This is a genomic window from Peredibacter sp. HCB2-198 (assembly GCF_045999315.1).
Classification (GTDB): domain Bacteria; phylum Bdellovibrionota; class Bacteriovoracia; order Bacteriovoracales; family Bacteriovoracaceae; genus Peredibacter.
This window is the reverse complement of the sequence record NZ_CP174607.1, coordinates 2,891,162-2,916,251: the sequence shown is the minus strand read 5'-3', so window position 1 is coordinate 2,916,251 and position 25,090 is coordinate 2,891,162. Positions and strand designations below refer to the sequence as shown.

Genomic DNA, 25,090 nt, shown 5'->3' with positions numbered 1-25,090 from the left:
GTGGCCATGATAAGCTTTTCACCATGAAAGAACAATCAATGAGCGTTATCCTGCCGTTACTTCCTATTGTAGGAGCTCTCAAATTAACCACTCACGATGGTAGAACCTTGAGTTCCATTCATGTGGTAGAACCGCAGGAACCGGAAGCGAGAAATGCTTTTTTTGAGGACTGTTATCAAAAACTTCTTTCTTATCTTTCAGGAGAATCTCAAGAACTCGATATTCCCACGGACCTAAGAGAAGTCTCACCTTTTCAATTAGAGGTCCTAAATGCCATGAGGGCAATCCCCTTCGGTAAAGTGGCCTCTTATCGCGATCTCGCTGTCAAAATGAATTCTCGCGCCTTCCAGGCGATTGGAACGGCCTGCGGAAGAAATCCCTTGATGCTTATTTATCCATGTCACCGAGTCGTGGGTTCAAAAGACTTGGGCGGATTTGCCCACGGACTTGAAATGAAAAAAGCGCTCCTGGGTTTAGAGAGCGCTCGATAATTTTATTCTTTGTTCTTTTTACCAATGAAGCAAGGGTGCCCGAAAAGACACTTATCATTGATGTTCTTGGCCACTTGAGGAGGCACCATCGCTTCCCAACCTGACTCATTATTCACAACCATCTGAAGCACTTTTGAAGAATAGATATGGAGAATATCTTTATTGTAATTACCTACATCATCAATTTGCTTCATCGCCTTGATGTGAGCAAACAAGTGATCGAATTGGGCCGGAACTTTTAGATTCGCAAGGGTCTCAATCGCCCCTTTCTCAGACTTATACGGATAGATGTAGACCTTCACATTATCACGGAACAATTGTCCCAGGGCCGCGAGGATTCCCCCTTCAACATTGGCATACTCTTCAGTAAAGATTTGTTGGAAGTTATAAATACCAAGCACCAGACCTAGGTGAGGAACATTAAATTTCGCGAAGTAGTTCGCAAGCTTGTAGTACTGAGGATAATTGGTGATTAACACCTTCTGTCCCATGGCACACATGAGATCCACACGCGCGAGGAAGTCCTCTTTCGTGATGTCACCGTCATCCGCTTTAAGGGTAGAAATGGTGATTTCAGAAATGGTCACTACATCTTCGACCTTCTTGCCAAAATCCTTGGCAAAATTGGCGACACCAGTTTTGATCATGTCCATACTCACAAGCGTTGGTGGACGGTATGAACCACGCACCACCAGGACGTCTTTTTTATAAAGAACATCATTCGCAAGCACCACTTCACCTTGCTCATCGAACATGATGGCGTGAGTGTAACCTTCTTTTAAGAGTTGAAGGTTCATCAAACGGTTATCAACGTCTTTAAAAATCTTGCCACCGAAGCGAATAAAATTTACTTCAATTCGAGAAGTATCTAAGTGATCCATCAGCGAACGGATGAAGCATTCTGGATCGTGGGCCAAAAATAATGAAGCGTAAGCAAGGTTAAGCCCCATGATCCCAAGAGCATCTTGTTGCAGAAGATTTTGTGGATCAAGCATGCGAACGTGAATGACAACATCACTCACTTCAGAACCAGGAGCGTCTTGAAAACGCATGCCGAGCCAACCGTGGGCCTCATTGGTACGTTGAAAATTCAGAGCGGCCACCGTATTGGCGAACACGAAAAACTGGTGATTTTTACCACGAGTTTCTCCTAGACGCTCTTCCAGAAGTTGGAACTCTTTATCGAGCATTCTTAAGAGTCGTGATTGAGTCACATAACGGCCAGAAGGCTCTTTACCGTAAATGGAATCAGAAAAGGTCATGTCGTAGGCAGAGATGGTTTTTGCGATTGAACCGCTTGAGCCACCGGCCTGGAAAAAATGTCGGGCAACTTCCTGTCCGGCACCAATTTCAGCAAACGTTCCATAGAACCTCTTTGCCAGATTGATTTTGAGTGCTTTCTGCCTAAGCGAGAGTGTAGCTTCCATGATGGTTAGTTTCCCTTAAGAACCTGAAATTGTTGATTTCCCGTGGAATTGTATCACCAATTTCCAAGCTTTGAGGAGAAAAAACACTAACCCAAAGCATCATTTTACAGAGGGAAATGCCGATAAATCCTTCAAGGAGTACTTTATGGAATACCTTATTTTTTCTGTGGGCCTATTTTTAACAACCGTTGCAGTTCTGGCGTTTAAGTCACGAGAACCAGCAGTTCGTTTGGTGAGAATTGAAGACCAGAAAAATCAGAAGTAAAAGAAGGCCCGCCCCAAAGAGCGGACCCATGAAAATGTTATTGTGCTAGATATTTCGAAATCACTTCATAAGTATCACGAGACGGTTTATCGTCCATAATCGACTTAAGTGCTGTCTTCATCTCAGTCTGTCTTTTAGCATCCAGTTTATTAATAAGAGAGAACGCCCCTGCGGCCCTTGAAGCAACCTGAGGGTTGAATCCATCAATCATGCGGATTCTCTGGGCCATAAAGCGGTAAGCGTCCCCATTATCATCATGGAAAGCATGAAGGTTGTTCTTCGCAAATTGAAGATAAAGAGCTCTTAAATAGTTTGGAACTTGTTTTTGGAAAAGCACGTTCTTTTCAAGCTTCTCAATACGAGGAAGGGCAGACTTCTTCGGAGAGAAAGCAGCAAGAGAGCTAAACCATTTCAGCATCACGAGAGAATCGTGTTTCCATTTTTGATAGAACTTTTGAATCGACTCATGCTCAAGCTCCACACCGCTTGCGATGTAAAGTTGAAGCGCATGCACTTCCTCTGTCATATTGGTGGCGTTCGCGTAGTGCTTATCCAAGGCCCCCATTCCAGCTTTCGTTTCAGAGGTCACTAAATAAGTGAGACACTGATTTTTCAGGGCCCTTTCACCAAAAGCTTTCGGAGTAAGTTCAAACTTGCTCGCTTTTGAAAGACGATCATGCTCCTTTAAGAACCATTCCTGGAATTCAACTCCCAGTTTTTTTCTTAAATGGTGATGAACAGTATGGATCGCATCGAAATCCGGTTGAAGCATTTCTTGTGAAAGACCATTCTCTGTCGGAAGATCCAGAAGATAAGACTTGAATGAAAGATCAATGCTTTCATCTTTAAGAAGATTTTGGAAAGCATTCTTAAATTCTGAAGTCAGTTCCGGATTTAGTTTTCCATTGGCCTTGTAATAATAAAATTCTGCTTTGAAGACGTGATCATAAATCTTCTGAGTCGCCTCATAACGACAGTATGGATCCTTATTAAAGCTCATAAGCTCAATCAGATCCGCCACTTCATATGGATACTCAACGATGACCGGGGCCGAGAAGCCAAGGTTAAGAGATGGAGTTACGTCCCCATTGACCTTAAAGCGGAAAGTTTCTTTTAGATTTTTAAGTTCTAAAAGATGCTCTTCTTCAGTCTTTGTCGTCTTATCCAAAAGACCGATCTTAAACGGCATAAGAAGAACGTTGTTGTCCTCAACCTTTACAGTTGGTACCGGATATTTTTGTTCGATATCTAGAATGAATTCATTCCCTTCTTTTCTTGAAGTCACCTTCAATGTCGGAGTTCCCGGACGAGAATACCAGTTCTTAAACTGAGAAAGATCACGGCCCGAAGCGACTTCCATGGCGTGAACGAAATCCTCCGTGGTCACGGCCTGACCATCGAAAAGTTCGAAGTATTTATCCATCCCCTTACGGAAATTTTGTTTTCCAATCAGGGTATGAATCATACGAATCACTTCGGCACCTTTTTCATAAACAGTGCGAGTGTAGAAGTTATTAATTTCAATATAGCTTGAGGGACGGATCGGATGGCTTAGTGGGCCCGCATCTTCCGCAAACTGCGAGTCTTTGAGAAGGCGAACGTCTTCCAGACGTTTTACCGCGCGAGAAAGCATGTCAGAAGAAAATTCCTGATCACGGAAAACTGTCAGACCTTCCTTAAGCGTTAGTTGGAACCAGTCACGACAAGTCACTCGGTTCCCGGTCCAGTTATGGAAGTACTCGTGGCCAATCACTCCTTGCACACCTTGGAAGTCGTGGTCAGTTGCACTCTTCTCATCCGCAAGGGTGTAAGTTGAGTTGAAGATATTCAGACCCTTGTTTTCCATGGCGCCCATGTTGAATGAATCAACCGCAACGATCATATAAATATCAAGGTCATATTCCAGACCAAAAGTTTCCTCGTCCCATTTCATACTCTGTTTCAGAGAGTTCATAGCGTGAGGAGTTTTCCCTAAATTTCCTTTATCAACGTAGATCTCAAGATCAATCTTACGTCCTTTCATTGTCGTGAAAGTATCGCGGGCCACATCAAAGTCCCCTGCCACCATGGCAAAAAGGTAACTTGGTTTTCTGAATGGATCCTGCCACTCTACCCAGTGACGGCCACCAGGAAGATCCCCTCCTCCAAGACGGTTACCGTTTGAAAGAAGAAACGGATATTGTTTTTTGTCAGCGATCATTTTTGTTTTATATTTCGCCATCACATCCGGGCGATCAATGAAGTATGTAATACGACGGAAACCTTCCGGCTCACATTGCGTACACAGCTGAGGTCCAGATTGATAGAAACCTTCCAGGGCCTTGTTCTCGGCCGGATTAATTTTATTTTGAATCTCAAGCGTGAACTCATCATGAGACACATTCAGAATCACAAGTTTATCACTTGAAAGCTGGAAGCGATCATTTGGAAGTGCTTCACCATTAAACTTAAGACTCACCAGCTCCATGCCTTCGCCATTAAGTTCAAGATTTAATTTTTGTCCAACAGAGTCCTTATGCTTTTCCATTCTCATCACCGAAGTCACAAGTGAATGGTCCGCATGAATATCAACCGTCAGATCAATCGTATCAATGGTGAAGGGAGAAGGTTTGTAATCTTTTAGATAGATTGTCTTAGGCTGTTGCATGGATTTCCTCCAGAGTAATTTCGTAACCGGTGTGAGAGCGCACGTTGAGAACGCCTGTATCAAAAATGAGATACTGACCTTTGATTCCCATCAAACGTCCAGTGACCTCAGCTGTTTTATCCAAATTGAATGAATTCACTTTCTCAGGATATTTTTCAACTGGATACTTAAATTTAAAAACGTCTTGATCAAGAACAGTGACATCAAATGGTTTTAACTCTTCCGCAACTTCTTTTAAAAGTTTGTCCCGCCACTCTTTGAGATCAATGGATTCAGGCTCACCTTTGAGCATTTTTCTCCAATCAGTTTTATCATTAATGTGCTTCTTAAACAGCACTTCCACCTGGCCGGAAACAAATCTATTCTTAACTTCTAAAATTGGCAGTGCTTCACTTGCGCCCTGATCCATCCAACGAATAGGAACTTGGGTTTTACGAGTAATTCCCACCTTCAAACCAGATGAGTTGGCGAGATAGACAATGTGCGCTTTGAAACAATTTTCTTCGCCCCATTGTGGTTCACGACATGTGCCTTTTTCAAAATGACATAGTTCCGGTTTAAGAATGCACAAATCACATGACGCTAATTTCATCGTGCAGGGATAGCAGTGTCCTTCCGCATAAGATTTTTTGGTTTTTTTACCGCAGTTCTCGCAGATAATATTACCGGAGTAAGTTAAACGGAGATTCTTCCCAACGGCTTGGTTGAGGTCAAAACGCACCTCGCGCAGTTGCAATCCATAACTTACGACATCATCATGCCGCGTTTCCATTTTTGATAGTGTACCAGTCAGTTTCATGGGCCGAATTATCTAACAAATTGATGCATCTGTCTTAGAAATTTCTACCGACATTGCATTCGGAATATTTTGCAGAATAATAGGAATCAAATGAGTTTTTTGACTCAGTAAACCAACAAGGACGGTAAAATGAAAAAATGGATGCTTTCTCTCAAGGCCATGATCCTGTGCCTCGCCATTGTGTTGACACCAAGCTGCGGTCAACAGGGTGGAAACCTACCAGAGATTAACGGCGTTAAGGGACCTCTCTTTAACGTGGTAGACGGTCAAATTCTAATGACCTTCAAATTCTTAAACATGACTGTGGACGCAGGTTTAAGAGCTCCAATTCCTAAGACTAAGCGTTCATACTTTGAGTTCGCACCAAACGTTCTCGACGGTGGTATGATTCTGGCCCTTTACCTAGACGTTGCTGATCTTGAAGCAATCAACATCGGTCTTGGCGATGGTAACTATCTTCCAGACGGTCGTGCCGTTCCAGGTATCCCAGGTGGAAAACTTGAGAATTCACTTCGTATCGACACTGCTTTCCACGATATGTCGTTCTACTACCACAAAGAGCTATTCGGTGTTTGGATCCCAGTTGGATTCGAAACTGCTGGTATCTCTGGTTACTGGAACTTCAACGTTAATAACAAGCAGGCCGGCTTCCTAGGTCTTGTTGGTAATGACGAAATTCGTGGCTATAAGGCCGGCGCAATTGTTCTTCTTCGTATGGCCGCTCTTAAGGACAAACAACTTAAGCGCCTGATCAATCTTTCGAAGATGAATCCTCATCTTACTTACTAATTCCAATTAGTTAGGGCCTCGCAAGAGGCCCTTTTCATGTAAAGTTTTCCCGAAACCTCCTTTTGTTCCCGCCTGCTCCAGAACCCCTAGTAAACTCCGTTTCATGAAATCTTATTGGCTGGCCACAAGCTGTCTCGTGCTGTCCCTTCTCGCTTCGTGCGGGAAAAAGGAACATGAAGACAAAGGCAATAAAGACAATTCGACCCAGCCTACCGAGGCCGAGGTTTCTTTCTATGCTCAGAAAGAAATGAGGCGTGCAGTGGTTGAGGATGATCTCCCGGCCCTAAAAAGGGTCCTTCTGGAAAACAGTTTCATTGATCTGAATGAAATTCTCTTTGATGGGGAAACCTATCTGACTCTCGCGATTAAATATAATTTCAATCAAATCCGTAACTTCCTGATTGAGAAAGGTGCCGACGTTAATAAGGCCAACATCAATAAAGAAACGCCACTAATGATGGCGATTTTAAAAGGTCGTTCTAATTCAGTGAGAGTTCTTCTGGATCTCAAAGTGGATTTGGACAAGAGAAATGCTGAGGGTGATACGGCCCTGATTCTGGCCCTTAAAAAAATTGATGAAGATGCCGCTCTGCTTTTGATCAATCAAGGTGCCAACCTCACTCTGGTTGATAAACTCGATCGCAGTCCGCTTCGGATTGCCGAAGAAAACCGAATGACGGCCGTGGCGGAACTTATTCAAAACTATTTAAAAGTTGAAGTAGGGGCCCCGGACCTTGCAAGTTATAGAAGTGTGTTGAATCAAGGCGATTACTCTCGCTTGAAAAAAATTGATCAGGCCTTTCCTGGACTTCTTAAAAGTTATGATAACTGTAATCCACTGGCGATTTTAGTGGACTCAAAGGACGAGAACAAAGCGGTCCTCGCCGCCGACTATCTCTTGAGTTTAAATATCTCAAATGTAGATGGACCGAAAGAAGCGGAAGTTACACCACTCATTAAATCTACCGTAGCCAAGAAACAGAAATTTGTAGATCTGTATCTGAATCACAATGCAAATCCGCATCTGTGGGACAAAGACGGAAAATCTGCATTAATTCATGCTATCGAACTTAACAGTTTAGATTTAGTAAAATCACTCATCAAGTTTTCGGCCGCGGAAAAATATACCTTCAGAAAAGACGGTAAGAAGATCACGATCAGTGCCTGTACTACGGCAAAAGAAATGGCGAAAAAACTTCGCACCAGCGAAGAGAAAAACACTAACGATAAGATCCAAAGTGAATTAGATTGCGGCTTTTTGAGCTGGCTTTTCTAAGCGGAACACAGGAATCAAAAGTAAAAGCCCCGGAAGCGCCACGAACGTACAAACCACAAAGAACATTTCCCAACCCATCTGCTTTGCCATCCAGCCTGTAGGACTAGCGAGAATTACACGAGGAATTCCCATGAGGGCCGTGAGAAGTGCATACTGAGTGGCAGTGAATTGCTTATTGGTTAAGGACGCCATATAAGCTGAATAGGCAGCTGTTCCCATCCCTGAGGCCAGGTTTTCAAAAGCAATGATGGTCGCAAGTGACATAAACGCCACAGGCATCGAAGGAAGAATAGAAAATCCTAGAGTGGAAACGGCCTGAAGAACACCAAAAACAATCAATGAATAGCGCATGTTCATTCTAAGCATCATCGTCCCGCCTAGAATCCCTCCCAGAATTGTCGCAACCATTCCGAAGGTTTTTGCCACTGTTCCAATATCAGTTTTTGAATAGCCAATATCAAGAATAAACGGAGTCGTCATATTCGAGGCCATGCTATCGCCCACTTTATACATGAGGATAAACAGAAGCATGATCCAAGCACCCTTTCGAGTGAAAAAATCTTTAAGAGGACCCACAACTGCGGCCTTAAGGTTCGCAGGAATAGGAATGTGATGATTTTCTTTAGGAGCTAAGAATGTGAATAGGATGGCCGGTGCCATGAATACGGCAAGCCACATATACACATCTTTCCAAGGAATAGTGTCCGCGAGAATCAGGGCCAGGGCACCTGACACCAGCATCGCTAAACGGTAACCTGTAATATAAAGAGATGAACCAAGTCCTAATTCTTCATCAGGAAGGATTTCTCTTCTATAAGCATCAAGGACCACATCTTGAGAGGCCGAAAAAAGCGCAATCAAGAAGGCCCAAACACAAACCAGATTAATATCAGTTTTCGGATTTGTAAGCGATAGACCGAGAATACAAAGCACCAGAAGGATCTGGAATAAAAGCATCCATCCCTTACGTCGGGACATAAAAGGAAGCTTGTAGCGGTCCAGGAGTGGTGCCCACAAAAATTTAAAAACGTATGGAAGACCTAAAAGAGAAACAAGACCAATGGCCGTGAGATCCACGCCCTCATCCGTCATCCACGCCTGTAGAGTTGAACCAATGAGAAGAAGCGGAAGTCCCGCGCTATAACCAATGAGGAGCATGGATAGCATGCGGGTACTAAAAATCTTCTTCACAGTTTCAATCATAGGTATGTCGACTCGTGGTAGTGGAACGCGTTCTTACCTAGGATATTCTCCGCGGTTTTCTTCTTAAATACACCTTTTTTAAATTCGATCTTTTTAATCGCCTGTCCCAGCGCTTCTGCTAGAACCGGTGGAACTGCGTTTCCGATTTGGCGGAACATGGCCGTCTGAGATCCGTGAAAAATGAAATCATTCGGGAAACTCTGACAAGCGGCCGCTTCACGTGGAGTGAGGTAACGAGCTTCAGTCGGGTGAAAATAAGTTGTTCTTGCTGTAAGAATTGTTGGAGACGGCTCATTCAGAGGTAAACGCTGAAGACGAGTCTGACGAAAACGCTTCTCTCTTAGAGTGTTCCAATCAATGCCGTAACGAAGTTTTTTTGGAAGGTAGTTAAGTTCATCTTCTTGATAACGAATCCCTTTTCCGGCCGGAATAAATTTCAGGCGTTCACGGTCTTCAATTTTTTTAATTTGAGCGGCCTTCACATCATGATTATAAATCTGGCCATTTTTCGCTTTAAGGTTCTTGAACACTTCAGCGACTGTACGAACTTTTTGCTTCGAACGTTTTCCATGAGTCACTTCAGGGAAGTTACACTCTCCCCCTTTCACACCCATGATAATCGCGCGACGACGCTTCTCAGGTACACCAAATTCTTCCGCAGAAAGAACACGGGCATCCATGTTGTAGCCCAGCTTCTCAAAATATTGGAAAATTTTCGCTAAGATTGGTTGGTTCTTCTTGGCCACAAGACCTGTTACGTTCTCAAACAGAATCACTTTTGGCTGGGTCACCTTTACGATACGAACAAACTCTTTAAAGAGTTGGTTACGCTCATCTTCAACCAGACCACGACCTACGGTCGAGAACCCTTGGCAAGGAGGCCCACCCACAACCATGTCCACTTTTTGGCCTTTAAGAAGTTCATTTAGCTTCTTTTCTGAAAGCTTTTTAATGTCCCCTAAGTAAACTGCCGCTTCGTGATGGTTGGCCGCAAAACTTTGAATGGCCTCTTTATTTGCATCAACGCCCAATAAACAACGGTGACCCGCCATTTCTAGACCGCAAGAGAGTCCGCCGCAACCTGAGAATAGATCGATAAAATTAAATGATTTAGTTTGTGTTTTCATTCTTTAATATTAGTTAGAAGTTATTCGGAGTGTCTATCAGTTTTATAGCTCAAACTTTTGCATGATATTTCGAGCAAAAGTAGGTGCTCTTGAGGCGCATTTTTCACTCTTAAAATCATTTTTTTTCGTGCTAAAATTCCAAGAAAAGATTTCACCGTTTTAAAACATTTTTTTTTAACAAAAGGCTTGAATATGAAAAGACGCGAATTTTTAAAAACATCTCTATTCTTCGCTGCTGTTTCAACTGTAGTTGGAAAAGCTGCTGGTCTTCTTAACGACGCTGTTGCCGCTGGTACATTCGTTACTGCTGGTAAACTTGGTTATAAAGAAGTTTCTCCACAAGCTAAGAACGGTAAGCAATGTTCAACTTGTAAGCACTATAAAGCTACTGGCGCAGGCGCTGGCCAGTGTACTCTTCCAGCTATGAAAAACGCTATGAAGACTCCTGACTTCCCAATGGTTAAAGAAGGCGCTTACTGTAACATGTGGGCCAAAAAAGCTTAATTTAAGTCCTTAAAAAGCTTCATAAAAGGGCCCACTTCGGTGGGCCTTTTTTTATTCCCTTGAGTCAATTTCAAGTACTTAGGCGATCCGTCAAAAATTTGTCAGAAGATGTTAGTTTTCAATCCATCCTTACTTTGGAATAAATGGCCCGATCCAACGCACCTTCCCTCATAGGAGATGGAATGAAAAACTTAATTGCCCTATCATCGCTTCTGGTTCTCTCATCAGCTTTTGCTGCTAACCAAAGCATTGAAGTTGTTTACGGACCAGATAACCGTCAGGATATCTATCAAGTTAGAAACAACCTTCACCTTCAACTAGCTCAAGCGACTGCCGGTATGATTGATGTCCGCCAGTTCCAGAAATCAGCAAAACCAAACTTTTTCGACCTCGTGGGAACTGAATCTCTAGAGCGTGCGATGAACATCTGCCCTTCAGAATCATTCTCGCAGCAGCCAATTGCTCCCAACTGTTCAGGCTTCCTGGTTGCTCCTGATACTCTGATCACGGCCGGCCACTGTTACAAATCATTCTCTACACCAGAGAACGTTTGTAAGGGGTTCGCCTGGGTATTCGGTTACGATATGAAGTCACCAAATGCTAACCCTACAAAAGACATCCCAGTAACAAACATCTATACATGTAAATCAGTAGTGGCGGCCGAACTTAACCAAACGATGGACTACGCGATCATTAAGCTTGATCGCCCTGTTACAGGTCGCGCTCCGCTTAAGTTCCGTACGACTGGAAAAATCGCGAACAACGCTCAGCTAGTGGTTATCGGTCACCCAACAGGTCTACCGACAAAGGTTTCTCCAGGTGCTAAAGTAACAAAAAATACAGACTCAACAAAGTTCTCTACAAACCTAGATACTTTCCAAGGTAACTCTGGTTCAGCGGTATTCGACGCTAACACTGGTATTCTTGAAGGTATCCTGATTCAAGGTAGAACTGATTACCGTCCAAGCAAAGAAAGCGATCCTCGCAGCTGTTTAGTTGTAAACAAGTGTGATGATAACGTTCAAAACTGTGCTTTCGTAGGTAATGACAATCTTGGTGGTGTTCAATGGGGTGAAGTGGTTCTAAGAATTACGGCCCTGACTTCTAAGATCAAACAAGCTCAATTTGCCAAGTAATCTCTAAGGGCCCCACTTCGGTGGGGCCTTTTTTTTTAGACCTTAATCAAACTCTCAACTTTCTCAAACGACATTTCAACTAACAACGTTTTTTGACGGGAAGTCTCCCCGTGAATCAAGTGCACATTTTTTTTCGCTATTCCTAATGTCTCGGCCATAAATTTAATTAAGGCCGCATTCGCTTCACCATCCACTGGCGGGGCCTTGATTTTGACTTTAAGTCTGTCCCCATGCAGGCCAGAAATCTCTGAGCGAGAGGCACCGGGTTGGATGTAAAGAGAAAGGGTGCATCCTTTCGGATGCACCTTTAACCAAATAGCCATTAATGTTGTTGAACTTTCTTTTCGCGAGCAAGTAGTGAGTAGAAGGCCGGAACCACCACAAGAGTAAGAACGGTTGAAACAATACAACCACCGATAATCGCCACGGCCATCGGTTTTAGGGCCTCGGAACCAGCACCAAGAGAGAAGGCCAGAGGAATCGCACCGGCGATGGTCGCAATCGTCGTCATAAGAATCGGACGAAGACGTTTCGGACAGGCATCAAGAAGAGCGTCTTTCACACTTAGTCCTTCTTCACGACGCTGGTTTGTAAAATCCACCAGAAGAATCGAGTTTTTCTTCACGATACCCATAAGAAGAATAAGGCCGATCATCGAGTAGAGGTTAATCGACTGCCCCATCACATAAAGTGCCAGGAAGGCGCCGGAGAAACTGAACGGTAGGGCCGTCAGAACCGTCACTGGGTCAATGAAACTGTTAAACTGAGTTCCAAGAACCATGTAGGCAATCACAATCCCCATGAGGAGAGCGAAAATCAAGCTCGTGAAGGCCTCATTATAAGTTTCGGCCGAACCTGATTCAATCAGAGTGTAACCGGCCGGTAAGTGCTTCTGAGTGATCTCACGCACTTTTGCCAGGGCCTCACCCTGAGCTTTTCCAGGAGCAACGCCTGAGAAGATCGTGATCGCACGTTGACGAGAACGACGGTTCACAGACTGAACACCCGGAAGTTCTTTTACCACTACCACATCAAGAAGTTTTACTAACTCTCCGCGAGTGTTACGAACGTAAATTTTCTTTAGGTCATCAAGCTTATTCTTAGAAGCATCGGCCATCTTGATACGGATATCATTTCGGTGACCGTCTTTAGAATATTTACCAATCACCACACCGCCGATAAGAGCATTAATGGTTGTACCAATTTCTTGAACCGATACACCACGAAGTTTTGCTTTATCGCGATCTGGGAAGACCTGAATTTCCATCACTGACTCTTTAAAGTCAGTATCGGTATCCACGTAGTAGCCTGACTCTTTCATCTCGCCCATGACATCGCGAGCGGCCTTAATAAGCGTCGGCCAGTTTGGACCAATAAGAGTAAATTCCACCGGGAAACCACGACCTGAGGCCGAGAAACCGGACTGAGAAGTATCTTGGACGAAGACCTTCGCCCCTTTGAACTCTTTAAAGTGAGCACGAAACTCATTTAAAAGGTCTGGCTGGTAAGGAGTCTTTCCCTCTTTGGTCTTCGGACGATCTTTTGGCTCTTTAAGAGTCACGAAAAGGTTCGCTGAGTTTGCTTCCATGTTTCCGCCGAAGCCACCTACCGCCACGAAGTAACGAAGAACTTCGCCACGAGACATAAGGTATTTTTCAACTTCACGAGTAAGTTTGTCCGTGTATTCAAGAGATGAACCATCTGGGGTCTTCACGCGCATCATGAAGTTTGATGTATCTTGAACCGGCACGAATTCTTTTGGAAGAAACTTCACCACACCAAACGACACAGCAAAGAAAAGTGTTGATCCAATAAGAAGGGCCACTCGGTTATTTAAACAAAGACGAAGGATATTGGTGTAAGTGTGGATAAGTTTTTCGAAGATCTTATCAACTGCCTCACCAATTTTTGAAGTACGACCCACTTCTTCCATAAACTGACTGGTACGCATTGGGGTAAGAGTCAGGGCCTCAATATAGGAGAGACCTACTGCTACCGAAATCGTAATACCGAACTGGAAGAAGTACTTACCAATGATCCCGTCCATAAAGGCCACAGGTAAGAAGATCGCCATAATCGCCACTGTTGCGGCAAGAGCGGCGAAAGAAATTTCATTGGCACCATCGCGGGAAGCATCCACCCGATTTTTTCCCATCTCATGATGGCGGAAAATGTTCTCGAGAACCATAATGGCGTCATCCACTACGATACCAATCGAAAGGGAGAGGGCCAGGAGTGTAAAGGTATTGAGAGTAAAGTTCAGATACTTAAGAATAACGAAAGCACCCAAAATAGAAGTCGGGATCGCAAGAATAACGTTTATCGTGGCCGAGAATGATCCCAGGAACAACCAACACACAATCGCGGTCAGGATAGACGAGAGAATCAAGTTGAAGGTCAACTCGTGAATGGATTCATCAATGAACTTGGTGGTATCGAAGTTCACATAAAGTTCCATTCCAGGAGGAAGATCTTTTTGAAGCTCTTCCATCTTCTTTTTCACACCATCAGCAACTGCCATGGTATTGGTCCCACGCTGCTTACGGATACCAAGACCAAGAGCGTTTTTACCGTTAGAACGAGAGATACGACGAACGTCCGCAATTCCCTCTTCTACGTCAACCACCTGATCCAGGAACACAGGCATAAAGTTAGGAGATCCACCACGACGGATGATCGGAAGTTTTTTAAACTCCGACACTGATGTCGCTTCCCCAAGAGTACGAACGTTTTTCTCTTTGAAAGGATCTTCAATAAATCCAGATGGAGATTCTTTGTGCTCGGCCTGAACCGCGCCAATAACGTCATTTACTGTCAGCTCAAGCTTATTAAGTTTTTCGTTATAGGCCCAAACGCGAAGGTTTGGATCAATGTAGCCCGCAAGGAAAACGTCGGCCACACCCGAAACAGTCTGGAACTTGTCCTTAAGAACGTCACGGGTATAGGCCATGAGGTCTTTACGAGACATGTCTGGCGCAGCTACCGCTAAGAACATAATCGGACGGTCATCCGGGTTAACTTTTGAAATGGTCGGAGGATCAATGTCATCCGGAAGAAGACGAGCGGCCTGGTTAATCTTTGATTCAATCTCAGATACTGCCACATCAATGTTCTTATTCAAGTTGAACTCAACTGAAATGTTGGCCGTCCCCAAACGAGCAGTTGAAGTTACGTTCTTAACACCTTCAACAGAAAGAACCGCTGATTCAATTGGGTCAATAACATCAAGTTCCATGACTTCAGGTGCTGCACCTTCATAAGTAACAGAAACGTTTACGACCGGAAAATCCACGTCGGGCATCTGAGAGACACCCATCTTTCTCATTGAGATGTAACCAAAGATGATCATGGCGGCCATGAGCATCCAGGCGAAGACCGGTTTACGAATCGAAATATCGGATAAACTCATGGGAGAACTCCAGTAAGAGCTTCAAGGTTTTTATAGTTCATATGGGCCATGATACTGAGAGTGTTGTAAGTACGTTTACTCTCAATGAAATAGTTAAGTGACTGAAGAACATCTAAGTTCGTCACTAGTCCATACTGGTAGTCTCTTTTATTCAGTTTGTAGGCCTCTTCAGCTTTGCTGTAAGCACCTTTCACGGCCTCTAGTTGCACCATAAGTTGAGAAAGGTTCTGGTAACTGATCATCATATCTCTTTCGGCCGCACGAGTGGTCTCAGAGCTTGTAAGTTCAGCAATGCGTTTTGATTCAACCGCTTCGCGAACTGCGGCCGAGACTCCGCCCCCTTGATAAAGAGGAACAACGACAGCAAGACCCACGTCCCACTCAGAACTTGCAAGTACCCCGGTACGATCGAAGTAATAGTTACTGGTTAGATCTAGTGAAGGAAAGTGGCCACCACGAGAGACTTCAATCTGACGATCGGCCACACGAACCTGTTGATTCACGGCCATGATGTCAGGGCGAGTTTTTACTTTATTGAGATATTCCTGTGAACTCATCTGAAGCTTCGGAACATTTCCAAGTGACGGAATTTCACCCGGTGACATTCTGGTATAAAACTCAAAAGTGGCCTCGGCCTGCTTAAGAGAAATAAGTCCGGCCTGAAGTTGTGATTCGGCCGATTTTTCTTGGGCCTCCGCCTCTACTAACTCTCCCTTACGAGAACGACCAATGGCCGTTCTTTCACGGAGCTCTCTCACACGATCTTTTGTGAGCTTCAAGAACTCTTGAAGGTTTTGAACATCCACCTGTGCGATATGAAGGTTATAGTAAGAGTTAATCACAAGCTGATACAGGTTAAGTTCACTTGCTTCTTTTTGGAACTTGGCCAAAAGAACGTTTTCTTTTGCCATTTGATAAGCAGAAATTGAACCACCACGGATAATTGGCTGAGTCAGTCTCAGGGCCGCAGAATATTGCTTGGTTAATAGGAAGGGTGAATTCCCGGCCGCGGTTGGCGGATCAATTCTGGTATAAGACCCTACCCCACTAATGTTCGGGAGGATGGTCGCCTTCGCGCGATTTTCTGTTTCTTCATTTCTGGCCACCGTAGCATCAGCACGTTTCAACGTTTCCATGTTCTTTCTGGCCGCTTCAAATGAGTCTTTAAGAGTCATTGGGGCCGCAGATGCCATGGAAGACATGAGGAAGAGAGATAACGTTAGTCTATACTTCATTCACAAATCCCATTAGTTTTTCAAGAACAATAAGACCTTTTCCAAGATCGGCCTGTTCCTGTTTTGATAATCGTTTAATGTTTTTTTCAAATCTATCTTCAAGCTTACCGAAGACCTTATTCAAGACCTTAGTGCCTTCTTTGGTTAATTTAAGTTCCAGTGAACGGCGGTCCTTGCCCGGCATCCGAAGAGCATACTTTTTTATTTCCAACTGACTGATCATTTTTGAGATGGCGGCAGTTGAGACCTGAAGGAGGTCCGCCATTTCGGTCTGACCTTTGCCCTCTTTAATTAAAATCAAAATACGTAATTGTTGGAAAGATAAGGGAGCAGTAATCGCCGCGGCGGTAAACCGACGAATGGTGCGAATAGAATATGGAACAACTGATAGAATGGACTTGGACAGCATACTCAACCATGGCAATTGTTAACTTGGTTAAGTATAGGGTCTCTTGAGAGACCCTGTCTATATTATGGATTGTAACAAATTGTAACGATTTGGTTAAAAAGCGTACCGTAGATTCAATTGAGCAAAAGGAGCACTTTCTAAATTAATAAGAAATTTCTTCTTTTCTGAGAAGTTGCGGGCCTCATAGAACTGGCGATCGAAGGCCCAACCGGTATAAAAGTCAAATCGGAATCCGCGGGCAAGTCCCCCCTCAACACCCATTCCGACTCTTCGTTCAAACCAGAAAAAGCGATCTTTTCGCTCTTCACGGGCGTCTCGGAAGTAGGTCTGAGGGGCCTGCTCATATCCGATATAAGGAAGGATGAATTTATATTTGGTATACAGAAATTTGAGTCTGTGGGTCCATGGGAGAATCCCGAAATAACGTAATGAATAGTTCTCTCCAACCGGAGTCATATAATAGAAGATAGGAAAGCCGATGATCATTCCCCTCTCCGCAGTCATTTCTTTGACATAAAAGAAACCTGGAAGTGGGATATTGTTCAAAAAAGTTCGGTTGTTTGAGTAGTTTAAGAGTCCGAACCATTTCGGACTAAATTTTTGGATATAGTTCGCATTTAAAGTATTGTCTCGATTGCTCTTAAAAGGTCGATCAGAGGCCGAACCATAACTGAGAGAACCAAACGCAAAGTTATTATTTTCAAGCATTCGTCTATAACCAATGCTTCCTTGAATATTGTAGAAATCATTTAGTTCTTTCGACTGAGCCGTGAGATCAAGCTTTTGCCATTTCCCTCCCAGCGTCACCAGATTTTTTCCATCGTCGTAAATTTTCTGATTTGCCCCTACGGCGCTGGACCACACATGGGTCTTATCTTTTCCACCATCCATGTCTCGTTGTGGTGAGAAGCCACCTTCCATTTCAATTGAAGTTTGAGGCGTGTTAGGTGTGAGAAAAGAGAAAAATTCCTGTGCTTGAGCACAGTGAAAAACAAAGAGCGTGAGAAATAAAAATATTTTCATGACGAAATATCTTAGAGAGAAAAAAACTATTTTTCTACGAATTAAAATAAATCACGACAATTTTAATCAATGATTACATTTTGCAATGAGAGTAAATGTAAGATGGCATACCGAAAAGAAATTTCTACAGTTTTATTACTGACGTTTCTCAAGGAGGAGACATGAGACTATTAGCCGTTATGGCCATTCTAGGCCTATCTTTTGAAGCCTTCGCAGGTTCTTCTTACTTCCAGCCATTAGATGTTAAATCTTTACATGACTTCGAAGTTCAACGTGAAAAGAAGGGTGAGGCCCCTCGTTTCGCGGTTCCTCACAAAGTATCTATTCAACCATCTTGGGAAAAGGCCAAGAGTGGATACGTGTGGACACACCAAGTGACAGCTCCAAACGCTGTTTCATTAAACTTTGGTTTCTCGAAGTTTAATCTTCCAGAAGGTGCTGAGCTGAACATTTATTCAGCTGACCGTTCTGAATTCATCCGTCCATTCACTTCAGCAGACAACAACGCTGCTAAAGAACTTTGGACTCCAGTGATCATGAGTGATGATGTGATCATCGAAGTTTCTGCTCCAGCAGAAGTTATTGATCAAGTTGAAATCGAGCTTGGTCAAGTTGGCCAAGGTTTCAGAACTTTCGGTCAATCAACACAAAAAGCAGGAAGCTGTAACATTGATGTTGCTTGTACTGATTCTAGAGGCTGGGAACAAGAAGTTAACTCTGTAGGTGTTATCTCTACAGGTGGTTCAACTTTCTGTACTGGTTTCATGGTTAACAACACAAACAATGACAAGACTCCGTTCTTCATGACGGCCAATCACTGTCGTATCAATGCAGGCGCGGCCCCTTCACTAGTTGTATACTGGAACTACCAGACTTCTAAGTGTGGTGGCTCTCGTGATGGTAAGATGACTGATTTCCAAACTGGTTCAGTTCATCTAGCGTCTGGTACAAAATCTGACTTCACTCTTGTGAAACTAAACTCACAACCACGTCCTGAGTGGAACGTTAACTATGCTGGTTGGGACGCGACTGAAACAGGTCACGCAACTCCGGCGGTTGCTATTCACCACCCGAATGTTGATGAGAAATCAATTTCATTCGAAAATGATCCAGCAGTACTTTCTTCTTACTCTGGTCAAACATCTCCAGGCGATGGAACTCACGTTCGCGTTGTTGACTGGGACAAAGGTACAACTGAACCAGGCTCTTCAGGTTCTCCACTATTCAACTCATCTCACCGTGTAGTTGGTCAGCTTCACGGCGGTGGTGCAGCTTGTGGTAACGATCTTTCAGATTACTACGGCCGTCTGAACACTTCTTGGAAAGGTGACGGAACAAAAGGTGGATCTCTTAAAGAACACCTAGATCCAGGTAAAACTGGTCGCATGGTTACTGATACTATCTAAGTTTTCTCCAAGGGCCTCACTTCGGTGGGGCCTTTTTTTAATAGACAACACCTTTCAGTGTTTCTTGAATCAAACTCATAATTTCGAATTGAACTTCTCGATCATCATCAATATCGGTGTGATCAAGTGGTGAAAGAATGTTTCTGACCGAGGTCTTCTCTTCACGACGGGCCACATGAGGTCCATCATTCAAAAACAAACTCTTCTCGCCAAAAACATTGAGATGTTTTTTTACGTTTTGAGGAACGATGTCATGAGAGAATCCCACGGCATCAATGGTTACCAAAAGATCAACTCCCTTAAACTTATTTCCGAGACTGTCTAGTTCATCGGCCACTTCAATCGCGGTGTCTCCACCAAGACTGTGTCCAACCAGAATCACTGGATAGTCCGGATGTACTTTACGGATCTCTTTAATAATTTCATCTTTCTGGTCCCAGCCATAAAGACGAGAACCATCTACCGCTTCGGCCATGCGGCCAAGGCCCGCGTATCCAGATTCAGAATTTGAAGGCGAGCTGAAGATATCGAGACCTTTAATGAAGAAAATGGCCGGCTTCTTGACCGTACCGTCTTTCGGCTCAGGCTTTTTCACCGCCTCAGCTTTGGCCTCTTCTTTGATCGCTTCTTGAACAATTTCTTTGGTAGGAGCCTCAGGTTTTGGCTTATTTAAACTCGGAAAATCTGGAAGACTTGGCACCCCCGGGAGACTCGGGGCACCTGGAAGCTTTGGTGAACTAAGTTCCACCTTGTAGTCCGGTCCACTTGTACTTGTTTTTAAGTCCAATGGATTCAAAACGGGCTTCAGGGCCGAATTATTCTTCGGGGTAAGGGCCTTACTTTGAGCAAAAGAACCTGGTGTGGTTAAATCAGTTTTCACTCTTAAAGTTTAACATCCTTTCAAAAACCTCGTGAGACCAGGCAAAAGTTATTCCCGAGTAAAACGATCCGTAAGCTTTCAGGCCTTCAATACGATAAGTTTCACATGAAAATGCTTCTTATCACTCTTCTTCTCATTGTCACGGCCTGCGGAAAAGATTCCAGCAAGAAGTCCTCGGTCCAGACTCAGAATCCAAATACGATCTTTGGGGCCAGCCAAATCACGGTAAAGGTCTACTACCAAGAGGGTGCTGAACCTTACACCGAAGACAGTAACATCGCTCTCTTGAAATACTGGACAATCTATCAAAAAAACATCGAGGCCCTTTTTAATGGTCGCTCGCCTAGACCTACCTTGGTGATTCCAACTTCGTTAAGTCAGATGACAAAAATTCCATCGGTGAATGTAACAAAATGGAGCATTGAAGACATTCTCTCACTTGCAAAAACAGTTGAGAGCTCAGAGAGTGGACTTGTGTTTAAAATCTTTTTTGTTAAAGGCGAATACGCCGAGAACAGCAACGTTTTGGGATTTCATATCTCGAACACTTACACCATGGCCGTCTTCAAAGATATCATCGCAAGAAGTGGATCAACGGAGGAGCGGATCCCTCAATATGTTGAACAGGCGACGATTATTCACGAAACTGGCCACGCTCTTGGTCTCGTGAATAACGGACTTCCTATGAAGGCCGCTCATCAGGACTCCGAACATGGTGCCCACTGTAGTGAACCAACTTGTGTGATGTATTGGCAGAATGAAGGGACTTCAGGGCTTAGAAACTTCGTTAAAAATCTTATTATCAACAGGTCCACTGTGATGTTTGATTCACAATGCCTGAATGATGCCCAAAACTATTAAGTGCAATACTTTTTAACCAACTTCAAAAGGTCTTCCAGGTCCATTGGTTTATAAAGCCGACCCACATCACTTAAAAAATCAAATTCATCCATTTGTCCCATGGCACTGCTGATGACCATAGGGATTTTTCCAAGTGAATCTGCGTATTCAGTCTTAAGAGTTTTAATAAAGGTAATCCCATCCATTTCCGGCATGAGATAATCTACGATAATCAGTCCTGGGTAATGAGACTCATCAAATGAACGGAGCATCTCCAGACCTTGTTTGCCATTCTCAGAAACTTCAACTTCGTAGCCTTCTTCTTCTAGAGCAAATACGATGACGTCGCGAACATCAGCATCATCATCAATGACAAAGACTTTTTTCATTCCCACTCCCTAAAGGTAAACTTGGTCATATCATCAATTCATAGTAACGAATAGATACCGATCTGCGAATTCACTAACCATATGCATTAGGAGTGAAGAGTTTCGCATGGATACTCTCACTGAAAGTATCAGTATTAAGTTTAGCTTTATTTTCCTCACTTACAATGGAGTCGAATTGACTCTCATCAAAAAAGGGATTCAACTCTCCTAAGATACAAACAAGGGAGTTTGACATGAAGGCCTTAGTTTTTCATCGCCCTAAAAAAGTCACACTAGATAACGTCCCAGATCCCGTCATTGAAAGAAATAACGATATTATCTTAAAAGTCACTTCCACCGCTATTTGCGGCTCAGATTTGCATATTTATAACGGTCTTATTCCACAGGTAAGACCCATGATTATGGGACACGAATTCATGGGTGTGGTGGAAGAAGTGGGAAAGGACATTAAGCACCTCAAACGAGGGGACCGCGTTGTCGTTCCCTTCCCTATTGCATGTGGGCAATGTTATTTCTGCGAGCATCAATTATCGCCTCACTGTGAAAACAGTAACTCAAACTATGGCCCAGAGGGCGGGCTTCTCCGAGAAAAAGGGGCCGCACTTTTTGGTTATACAGATCTCTATGGCGGTTATAGCGGCGGGCAAGCAGAATACGTAAGAGTTCCTTACGCCAACTTTGGCCCGAGAAAAATTGATAACTCGCTTAGTGACGATCAAGTATTGTTTTTGACGGACATTTTCCCTACCGGTTGGTCGGCCATTGATTGGGCCGATCTTAAAGGTGGAGAGACTGTGGCGGTGTTTGGTTGTGGCCCGGTAGGAGTCATGGCCATGAAGGCCGCATGGATTAAGGGGGCCAAAAGAGTCATTGGTATTGATCACTTAAATTACCGAATGGAAGTGGCCCAAAAAAGTGCCAAAGCTGAAGTCATTAACTTCAAAGAACATGATCCAACAGAAATCATTCGTGAGATGACCGGCGGCCGGGGAGCTGATGTGGTGGTCGACGCTGTTGGTATGGAAGCTGATCGGACTCTCTTCGATAAGGCCGCTCAATTCGTTCACCTTGAGGCCGGAACTCTTAATGCGCTTAAAATGGCCGTAAGGGCCGTGAGACGAGGCGGAGTTGTGAGTGTGGTGGGTGTATACGGCACAACTTATGACAATTTTCCTTGGGGACAAATTTTCGACAAAGGCCTTCGTCTAGTCGGAGGTCAGGCGCCGGTTCATAAATATATTGATGAGCTGTTAGGACTAGTGCGAGATAAGAAGGTGTTCTTGGATGACATTATCTCTCACCGCTTGCCGCTGGATAAAATCAGTGAGGCCTATCACATCTTTAATAATAAAGAAGATAATTGCATGAAAGTGGTGCTGAAACCGCACGGCTAAATTACTCGTTATCTTTTAACAAGACTGCCGCAAGATTGAGTCGTGCCACTTCGGTGGCATACTCATAATTAAGAGCATCTGGTCTGTCACATTCCATGTGGTAGCAAGGATTTTTATTTTCCCAATCTTCAATGGTCTGAACTGCAGGCACTCCTCTTTGAAGGAATGGAACATGATCACTGCCATAGGCCCCGAGAGAAATTTTGGTTTTTAGTTTTGTGTACTTTGCCGCCACTCCCGCCAACCACTCTGCATGGTCTCCAAAATCAGGATCAGTTTCAAGCTCAAGAACTCCCGTGGTGTTATATCCCACCATATCCATGTTAATGAGAAGAGAGATATTTTTTAATTGATTGCCTCGCTCTAATTGGCCGGCATAATGAGTGGATCCAATAAGACCCAGCTCTTCTCCGTTTGAGATGAAGAAGCGAATGGTTTTGTTGTTACTATAATCTTTTAAAACCCGGGCCATTTCTAAAATGACACTCACACCACTGGCATTATCATCAGCTCCAGCGTAATACTCACCAACCGAATCAATATGGGCCATGACCATGATGACATCACGATTTAAAATTGTGCCGGCCTTCTCGGCCACCAGGCTGCAGGCCTCTGGATGGTAACAAATTTTCTTAACGGTAAAACCCAGGGCCTCAAGTTTTTGAGCAACACCATTCGTGGCCAGTTGATTTTCATCAGATCCGGCATAACGGGTCTCAAAATTTGATAGCCAGTAAACTTCGTTCTTGATGTTTTCCAGAGAAAGTTTTTTCAGCATCCCCTGATAGTCCACGGGTTTTGATCTGAACACTTTGTTCGTAATAAGTTTCCCCACAAAAGAGTAACTTCGCTCACCACCTGTAAGAGGTCGCAGATGCTCCATGACTTCTGAAGGAGCGTTTTCTTTCACACGAACGACCCACAAGCGTCCACTTTGTTCAATCGTTTCAATATGGGGCCTTAATTCATCAAGATCATGAGGATGAATTGAAATAACTTGGTATAAATTCTCTTTCGGGCCCGCGCCGAGACCTAGTAAGAGACCGAAAATAAGAAGACTGAATATAAGAAACTTCATCCCTGTCATTGTAGAGGCAACCTTAGGGTCATCGGAAAGAAGTGAAAGGAATTCAGGAGGTGTCTAAAGTTTAGACACCTAACATGAAGAAAGATTAAGTTTTCAGAGACCCGTCATGGAGGCTATAAGTCCGCAAAAAACAACGGGAGTTTGACCATGATCACATTGGCATTATTAGCAGGTATTTGGACTACGACTTGTATTCAGACTCAAATGAGTCCGGATCATCAGGGCTTTGTAGTTGAATCCTACCACATCCAAAAAGACGGCACTTTCGAGTTTAAACGCTCTTGGTTTAAAGATTCAAAATGTTCTGAGCCGAATGGAACAGACACTGAATCTGGAACTCTAGAACTTGGTGGAAAGATTTCGAGCTTCTTTTCTCCAGGAAACTCTTATGAGGCCAATTTCTCATCTGAAGGTGGGATTGATCTAGGGGCAATTTCACTAAAAGAAAATGACTACATTATGGTGGCACGTGGAGTGAAGAACAACACTTTCAGAAACACGATGCTAAGTCTCTTCCAATATAAAAAACAGCCTTAAGTATTCACGACAAATCCCCACTCAATGACGACTTTACCGTCCCGGATAAGTCCCTTGGGTGGGTTTGGAAATGGGCCCGCTTGATTAAAAGATTCAATCGCAGCATCGTCGAGTTCCTTAATTCCACTGGCACCTGTAATTTTGATGTCCACCACTTCTCCTTCATGGTTCATGGTTATCTGAAGTGAGGTCACCAACTCATCATCCGAGGCCACTTGTCTCCCTGCTTTAGCAAGTTGCTGGGCCTTCTCTTGAATACTTCTTCCCCAAAACTGCTCAAGACGTTGCTTAATCCGATGATAAAAACCATAGTACTTATATTCAACCGTATTCAAATGAGTCATATCACCCAAGGGAACTTCTTCCACATGATCATTGGTTGAACTCACACTTCTTCCTGGAAGGTTGGGATCTCCTCCATTGCCTTTTTTCTTACTCGAGTATTCCTTTGCGGCCTCCATGAAAGGATCAGGCTGACCCACATGGGCCCCTAAATCAGAAAGTTTCATGCCTTTATGAGGTTTCCCCTTTCCTGTGGCGACCTTCTTCTTTCCTTCAGAACCTTTCTTGGTTTTTTCCGCATCACCTTTTTCACCACCGCCGGCCTTAGCACCTTTGTTGAAAGGATCTATTCTTTTTGCGATGGTTTCTTTATCAAAGGCACGGTCCTTATCACTCAGGTAAGCACCTTTGACCTTTTTCTTCTCTCCACCATCTTCAGACTCAACGATTTGTTTTTTAAAAGGAGATTGTGATGACGGTGGAAGCTTGCGCAGGTCTACTTTAATCGGAGGAGCGGTTTTGGCCATGGGAGTAT

General features: G+C 43.8%; 23 protein-coding genes. 9 read left to right on the top strand and 14 right to left on the bottom strand.

Annotation, left to right across the window (positions count from 1 at the left end; translation table 11 throughout):
- Positions 1-23: 23 nt before the first annotated feature.
- Positions 24-491, top strand: a complete 468-nt coding sequence (locus ACJVC5_RS14800) for a methylated-DNA--[protein]-cysteine S-methyltransferase (RefSeq protein ID WP_408096308.1) — start codon at positions 24-26, stop codon at positions 489-491.
- 2 nt (positions 492-493) lie between these two features.
- On the opposite strand, the gene ACJVC5_RS14795 is transcribed toward ACJVC5_RS14800, so the two are convergent.
- The 3 genes from ACJVC5_RS14795 to ACJVC5_RS14785 form a co-directional block, all read right to left on the bottom strand.
- Positions 494-1,918, bottom strand: coding sequence for a TonB-dependent receptor (locus ACJVC5_RS14795; RefSeq protein ID WP_408096307.1), 1,425 nt, complete (start codon positions 1,916-1,918; stop codon positions 494-496).
- 302 nt (positions 1,919-2,220) lie between these two features.
- Positions 2,221-4,830: an aminopeptidase N gene (pepN, locus tag ACJVC5_RS14790; protein ID WP_408096306.1), complete on the bottom strand. Its 2,610-nt coding sequence runs from the start codon at positions 4,828-4,830 to the stop codon at positions 2,221-2,223.
- On the bottom strand, positions 4,817-5,629 hold the full coding sequence (locus ACJVC5_RS14785) for a DUF2797 domain-containing protein (protein WP_408096305.1): 813 nt from the start codon (positions 5,627-5,629) through the stop codon (positions 4,817-4,819). The genes pepN and ACJVC5_RS14785 overlap by 14 nt, the downstream gene beginning before the upstream one ends.
- Positions 5,630-5,758: 129 nt before the next feature.
- On the opposite strand from ACJVC5_RS14785, the gene ACJVC5_RS14780 reads away from it, so the two are divergent.
- Together ACJVC5_RS14780 and ACJVC5_RS14775 are read left to right on the top strand one after the other, a co-directional pair.
- The gene (locus ACJVC5_RS14780) at positions 5,759-6,418 is read left to right on the top strand and encodes a hypothetical protein (RefSeq protein WP_408096304.1); all 660 of its coding nucleotides are present in this window, start codon (positions 5,759-5,761) and stop codon (positions 6,416-6,418) included.
- A 103-nt stretch (positions 6,419-6,521) separates the two neighbouring features.
- The gene (locus tag ACJVC5_RS14775) at positions 6,522-7,694 is read left to right on the top strand and encodes an ankyrin repeat domain-containing protein (RefSeq protein WP_408096303.1); all 1,173 of its coding nucleotides are present in this window, start codon (positions 6,522-6,524) and stop codon (positions 7,692-7,694) included.
- Here ACJVC5_RS14775 and ACJVC5_RS14770 read toward each other — a convergent pair.
- Both ACJVC5_RS14770 and ACJVC5_RS14765 read right to left on the bottom strand, forming a co-directional pair.
- Positions 7,662-8,885, bottom strand: coding sequence for an AmpG family muropeptide MFS transporter (locus ACJVC5_RS14770; protein WP_408096302.1), 1,224 nt, complete (start codon positions 8,883-8,885; stop codon positions 7,662-7,664). The two genes, ACJVC5_RS14775 and ACJVC5_RS14770, sit on opposite strands and share 33 nt — an antisense overlap.
- Positions 8,886-8,893: 8 nt before the next feature.
- Positions 8,894-10,024 (bottom strand): DNA cytosine methyltransferase, encoded by a 1,131-nt coding sequence (locus tag ACJVC5_RS14765; protein WP_408096301.1) that lies wholly within the window; start codon positions 10,022-10,024, stop codon positions 8,894-8,896.
- 192 nt (positions 10,025-10,216) lie between these two features.
- Here ACJVC5_RS14765 and ACJVC5_RS14760 point away from each other — a divergent pair, with 192 nt between their 5' ends.
- Positions 10,217-10,528, top strand: a complete 312-nt coding sequence (locus tag ACJVC5_RS14760) for a hypothetical protein (protein WP_408096300.1) — start codon at positions 10,217-10,219, stop codon at positions 10,526-10,528.
- Between the two features lie 182 nt (positions 10,529-10,710).
- Positions 10,711-11,664: a trypsin-like serine peptidase gene (locus ACJVC5_RS14755; RefSeq protein WP_408096299.1), complete on the top strand. Its 954-nt coding sequence runs from the start codon at positions 10,711-10,713 to the stop codon at positions 11,662-11,664.
- A gap of 35 nt (positions 11,665-11,699) precedes the next feature.
- On the opposite strand, the gene ACJVC5_RS14750 is transcribed toward ACJVC5_RS14755, so the two are convergent.
- The 5 genes from ACJVC5_RS14750 to ACJVC5_RS14730 all read right to left on the bottom strand — a co-directional run bounded on the left by ACJVC5_RS14750 (position 11,700) and on the right by ACJVC5_RS14730 (position 17,740).
- Positions 11,700-11,987, bottom strand: coding sequence for a DUF167 domain-containing protein (locus ACJVC5_RS14750; RefSeq protein ID WP_408096298.1), 288 nt, complete (start codon positions 11,985-11,987; stop codon positions 11,700-11,702).
- Positions 11,987-15,073: an efflux RND transporter permease subunit gene (locus ACJVC5_RS14745; RefSeq protein WP_408096297.1), complete on the bottom strand. Its 3,087-nt coding sequence runs from the start codon at positions 15,071-15,073 to the stop codon at positions 11,987-11,989. Before ACJVC5_RS14745 ends, ACJVC5_RS14750 begins: the two co-directional genes overlap by 1 nt.
- Positions 15,070-16,308 carry a TolC family protein gene (locus ACJVC5_RS14740; RefSeq protein ID WP_408096296.1) on the bottom strand — a complete coding sequence of 413 codons (1,239 nt, stop codon included), beginning with the start codon at positions 16,306-16,308 and terminating at the stop codon, positions 15,070-15,072. Before ACJVC5_RS14740 ends, ACJVC5_RS14745 begins: the two co-directional genes overlap by 4 nt.
- On the bottom strand, positions 16,298-16,717 hold the full coding sequence (locus ACJVC5_RS14735; RefSeq protein WP_408096295.1) for a MarR family winged helix-turn-helix transcriptional regulator: 420 nt from the start codon (positions 16,715-16,717) through the stop codon (positions 16,298-16,300). The genes ACJVC5_RS14740 and ACJVC5_RS14735 overlap by 11 nt, the downstream gene beginning before the upstream one ends.
- Positions 16,718-16,810: 93 nt before the next feature.
- Positions 16,811-17,740 (bottom strand): hypothetical protein, encoded by a 930-nt coding sequence (locus tag ACJVC5_RS14730; protein ID WP_408096294.1) that lies wholly within the window; start codon positions 17,738-17,740, stop codon positions 16,811-16,813.
- Between the two features lie 161 nt (positions 17,741-17,901).
- Here ACJVC5_RS14730 and ACJVC5_RS14725 point away from each other — a divergent pair, with 161 nt between their 5' ends.
- Positions 17,902-19,146 carry a trypsin-like serine peptidase gene (locus ACJVC5_RS14725; protein ID WP_408096293.1) on the top strand — a complete coding sequence of 415 codons (1,245 nt, stop codon included), beginning with the start codon at positions 17,902-17,904 and terminating at the stop codon, positions 19,144-19,146.
- Between the two features lie 37 nt (positions 19,147-19,183).
- Here the strand turns inward: ACJVC5_RS14725 and ACJVC5_RS14720 are convergent, their stop codons facing one another.
- A complete protein-coding gene (locus ACJVC5_RS14720; RefSeq protein ID WP_408096292.1) occupies positions 19,184-20,026 on the bottom strand; it encodes a thioesterase domain-containing protein in 843 nt (280 codons plus the stop codon).
- Between the two features lie 105 nt (positions 20,027-20,131).
- On the opposite strand from ACJVC5_RS14720, the gene ACJVC5_RS14715 reads away from it, so the two are divergent.
- The gene (locus ACJVC5_RS14715; RefSeq protein WP_408096291.1) at positions 20,132-20,887 is read left to right on the top strand and encodes a hypothetical protein; all 756 of its coding nucleotides are present in this window, start codon (positions 20,132-20,134) and stop codon (positions 20,885-20,887) included.
- Here the strand turns inward: ACJVC5_RS14715 and ACJVC5_RS14710 are convergent.
- Positions 20,884-21,255, bottom strand: a complete 372-nt coding sequence (locus tag ACJVC5_RS14710) for a response regulator (protein WP_408096290.1) — start codon at positions 21,253-21,255, stop codon at positions 20,884-20,886. The two genes, ACJVC5_RS14715 and ACJVC5_RS14710, sit on opposite strands and share 4 nt — an antisense overlap.
- Positions 21,256-21,488: 233 nt before the next feature.
- Here ACJVC5_RS14710 and ACJVC5_RS14705 point away from each other — a divergent pair, with 233 nt between their 5' ends.
- On the top strand, positions 21,489-22,649 hold the full coding sequence (locus ACJVC5_RS14705; RefSeq protein WP_408096288.1) for a zinc-dependent alcohol dehydrogenase: 1,161 nt from the start codon (positions 21,489-21,491) through the stop codon (positions 22,647-22,649).
- 1 nt (position 22,650) lies between these two features.
- On the opposite strand, the gene ACJVC5_RS14700 is transcribed toward ACJVC5_RS14705, so the two are convergent.
- Positions 22,651-23,727 (bottom strand): M28 family metallopeptidase, encoded by a 1,077-nt coding sequence (locus ACJVC5_RS14700; protein WP_408096286.1) that lies wholly within the window; start codon positions 23,725-23,727, stop codon positions 22,651-22,653.
- 156 nt (positions 23,728-23,883) lie between these two features.
- Between ACJVC5_RS14700 and ACJVC5_RS14695 the strand changes: the two genes are divergently transcribed.
- Positions 23,884-24,273, top strand: a complete 390-nt coding sequence (locus tag ACJVC5_RS14695) for a hypothetical protein (protein WP_408096285.1) — start codon at positions 23,884-23,886, stop codon at positions 24,271-24,273.
- Here ACJVC5_RS14695 and ACJVC5_RS14690 read toward each other — a convergent pair.
- Positions 24,270-25,082, bottom strand: a complete 813-nt coding sequence (locus ACJVC5_RS14690) for an energy transducer TonB family protein (protein ID WP_408096284.1) — start codon at positions 25,080-25,082, stop codon at positions 24,270-24,272. The genes ACJVC5_RS14695 and ACJVC5_RS14690 overlap by 4 nt on opposite strands.
- Positions 25,083-25,090 lie beyond the last annotated feature (8 nt).

Coding starts and splice junctions, on each gene's coding strand:
- ACJVC5_RS14755 (WP_408096299.1), top strand. CDS start 10,711: ATGAAAAACTTAATTGCCCTATCATCGCTTCTGGTTCTCTCATCAGCT.
- ACJVC5_RS14710 (WP_408096290.1), bottom strand. CDS start 21,255: ATGAAAAAAGTCTTTGTCATTGATGATGATGCTGATGTTCGCGACGTC.
- ACJVC5_RS14795 (WP_408096307.1), bottom strand. CDS start 1,918: ATGGAAGCTACACTCTCGCTTAGGCAGAAAGCACTCAAAATCAATCTG.
- ACJVC5_RS14785 (WP_408096305.1), bottom strand. CDS start 5,629: ATGAAACTGACTGGTACACTATCAAAAATGGAAACGCGGCATGATGAT.
- ACJVC5_RS14760 (WP_408096300.1), top strand. CDS start 10,217: ATGAAAAGACGCGAATTTTTAAAAACATCTCTATTCTTCGCTGCTGTT.
- ACJVC5_RS14775 (WP_408096303.1), top strand. CDS start 6,522: ATGAAATCTTATTGGCTGGCCACAAGCTGTCTCGTGCTGTCCCTTCTC.
- ACJVC5_RS14780 (WP_408096304.1), top strand. CDS start 5,759: ATGAAAAAATGGATGCTTTCTCTCAAGGCCATGATCCTGTGCCTCGCC.
- ACJVC5_RS14750 (WP_408096298.1), bottom strand. CDS start 11,987: ATGGCTATTTGGTTAAAGGTGCATCCGAAAGGATGCACCCTTTCTCTT.
- ACJVC5_RS14705 (WP_408096288.1), top strand. CDS start 21,489: ATGAAGGCCTTAGTTTTTCATCGCCCTAAAAAAGTCACACTAGATAAC.
- ACJVC5_RS14695 (WP_408096285.1), top strand. CDS start 23,884: ATGATCACATTGGCATTATTAGCAGGTATTTGGACTACGACTTGTATT.
- ACJVC5_RS14765 (WP_408096301.1), bottom strand. CDS start 10,024: ATGAAAACACAAACTAAATCATTTAATTTTATCGATCTATTCTCAGGT.
- ACJVC5_RS14700 (WP_408096286.1), bottom strand. CDS start 23,727: ATGAAGTTTCTTATATTCAGTCTTCTTATTTTCGGTCTCTTACTAGGT.
- ACJVC5_RS14730 (WP_408096294.1), bottom strand. CDS start 17,740: ATGAAAATATTTTTATTTCTCACGCTCTTTGTTTTTCACTGTGCTCAA.
- ACJVC5_RS14800 (WP_408096308.1), top strand. CDS start 24: ATGAAAGAACAATCAATGAGCGTTATCCTGCCGTTACTTCCTATTGTA.
- ACJVC5_RS14745 (WP_408096297.1), bottom strand. CDS start 15,073: ATGAGTTTATCCGATATTTCGATTCGTAAACCGGTCTTCGCCTGGATG.
- ACJVC5_RS14725 (WP_408096293.1), top strand. CDS start 17,902: ATGAGACTATTAGCCGTTATGGCCATTCTAGGCCTATCTTTTGAAGCC.
- pepN (WP_408096306.1), bottom strand. CDS start 4,830: ATGCAACAGCCTAAGACAATCTATCTAAAAGATTACAAACCTTCTCCC.
- ACJVC5_RS14735 (WP_408096295.1), bottom strand. CDS start 16,717: ATGCTGTCCAAGTCCATTCTATCAGTTGTTCCATATTCTATTCGCACC.
- ACJVC5_RS14715 (WP_408096291.1), top strand. CDS start 20,132: ATGAAAATGCTTCTTATCACTCTTCTTCTCATTGTCACGGCCTGCGGA.
- ACJVC5_RS14690 (WP_408096284.1), bottom strand. CDS start 25,082: ATGGCCAAAACCGCTCCTCCGATTAAAGTAGACCTGCGCAAGCTTCCA.
- ACJVC5_RS14740 (WP_408096296.1), bottom strand. CDS start 16,308: ATGAAGTATAGACTAACGTTATCTCTCTTCCTCATGTCTTCCATGGCA.